General features: G+C 70.0%; 2 protein-coding genes. Both read right to left on the reverse strand.

Features of this window, described 5'->3' with window-relative positions; all coding sequences use genetic code 11:
• Nucleotides 1–501: 501 nt before the first annotated feature.
• On the reverse strand, nt 502–858 hold the full coding sequence (locus TX83_RS15125; RefSeq protein WP_064748799.1) for an ArsR/SmtB family transcription factor: 357 nt from the start codon (nt 856–858) through the stop codon (nt 502–504).
• Nucleotides 859–1332: 474 nt separating this feature from the next.
• The gene (locus TX83_RS15130; protein WP_064748800.1) at nt 1333–1557 is read right to left on the reverse strand and encodes a hypothetical protein; all 225 of its coding nucleotides are present in this window, start codon (nt 1555–1557) and stop codon (nt 1333–1335) included.
• Nucleotides 1558–1859 lie beyond the last annotated feature (302 nt).

The raw sequence follows: 1859 nt of genomic DNA on the forward strand, positions 1-1859 counted from the left end.
CCTTGGACAAAGAAAGTGACCCGGCCGCTTGCGGACGGAAGCTTGGCTTTGCGCCTTATAGCTTTGAAGCTTCACAGACCTGCGAACGACAGACGCCGCGAGGCCGAAAGGGTGCGGTCGCGGCTTACGCCGCTCCTACAAGGGGCAAAGGGCAAAGACGCGGCGAGAGTGAAGGATGGCGGTTGCGGCTTGCGCCGCTCCTACCCACGACGGTTTCGGGCTTCGATCGATGGCGTCGGCGTTGGGTTCTCTGCGCGTCCCGGGGTCGCGGCCTCCGTTGCGCCTACGCTGGGCGGCGGCGCGGCTTCGATGGGACGGGCGCTGCGGTCGGCCTGGGCAAGGCGACGGTGCGGCGGATCGCATTGGCCAGCGGGCTGGGCAGCCCGCAGCACGGCACCGGCGGCGGCACCGGCCCGCGCTTGCGGTCGCCGGCATCAGGCATGCACGAGGCCCATGCCGCGACCGGCCGCCGCGCGCGCGCGCGGGCGGCCCATGCCCCGCTCAACCGGCATCGCGACCATCGCGTGCGCCGCTCGTCTTCTGCCATTGCTGCAGGTAATCGTCGAGCCGGTCCAGCCGCTGATCCCAGAACGCGCGATACCGATCCAGCCAACCGGAGATCTCCTGCAGCCGGGCCGGTTCCAGGCGGCACGGTCGCCACTGCGCCTCGCGGCCGCGCGCGATCAGTCCGGCGCGCTCCAGGACTTTGATGTGCTTGGAAATCGCCGGCAGGCTCATCTGGAACGGTTCGGCCAGCTCGGTCACGCCGGCCTCGCCTTGCGCCAGGCGCGCCAGGATCGCGCGCCGGGTCGGATCGGCCAGGGCCGCAAAAGTGGTGCTGAGCGAATCCACGGACATGTCGCTGAACCGGAAGGTTAAATAGCCGAGTCGTTGATAAGCCTGCACCAAAAGGGTGTCAAGCCGCCGTCGTCATGACTTTGGCCTGCATCAGCGCTCGGTCGCGCCCTCGGACGACTTCGCCCCGCCGTCGTCCACGCTCGGGCGCCCTGTTCGGCCTGTACCGATCGCAGCCGCGCCCGCACCGCGACGCATCGACGGCGCTGCGCAGCGCATCCGACTCGGCCAACCCCCCCGACCGCCCGGTCTCGCGCTCGCGCGGCCATGGCGCGCCAAGTCGCGCTCGGGGGGCTGCGATGCAGGAGGGCGCCGGCGGCGCGACATCGGCGATCGGCCGACAGGCCTGGGCAGCCGCTCGAGCGGCTCCGCTGCACCCGGGGCCTCGCGAAAGAACAGCCAGGAGCCGGCCGATGCATCGGCCGGACCGCATCGCGCGCCCGGGCTTTCTTGCCGGCCGCGCACGCGGCGCACGGCTCATTCGTAGGGTGCGTGCTCCAGCCCCTGCGAGGCCAGGATGTGATTGATGTGCGAGACGACATGACCGCGCTCCGGACGCGGCGTCACCGTCAGCAGGCGTTCGACCAGACTGTCGACGCGGCTCCAGAACACTTCGTCGTCGCGCCAATGCCGGCGCCACAGCGGCAACGCCGCGCGCAGCTGGCACAAGTCGCCGTCGAGTTCGGCTCGAGTTCGGTGCATCTCACTTCCCCTCCGCAACGGCAGGCCGCAACCCGCCACGCTGTCGGCCGTCCAGGGAGCGGCCTTGGCAACACCAGTCCATGCTGGGGGCGCATGGACGCTCTACCGCAGCCCGATCGCCGTCCATCCGTGGTCCGGCGTCCGCTTCCGCGGCCCTCCCGAGTTCGAACGTGGGAACGCGCTGCTTTCCCCACCTTAGGTCAGGAACGGCCTGTCGATAAAGTGATGACGCTCACAATAGCAAAGCTTCGAGCAGACGGGCGGTAGGCGGGAGGGACGGCAACGGACATCGGCGGTGGCCC

Source organism: Lysobacter antibioticus HS124, assembly GCF_000336385.2.
Classification (GTDB): Bacteria; Pseudomonadota; Gammaproteobacteria; order Xanthomonadales; family Xanthomonadaceae; genus Lysobacter; species Lysobacter firmicutimachus.

What these genes read in the sequence shown, in the direction of transcription:
- TX83_RS15125 (WP_064748799.1), bottom strand. Translation starts at nt 858, where the DNA reads ATGTCCGTGGATTCGCTCAGCACCACTTTTGCGGCCCTGGCCGATCCG.
- TX83_RS15130 (WP_064748800.1), bottom strand. Translation starts at nt 1,557, where the DNA reads ATGCACCGAACTCGAGCCGAACTCGACGGCGACTTGTGCCAGCTGCGC.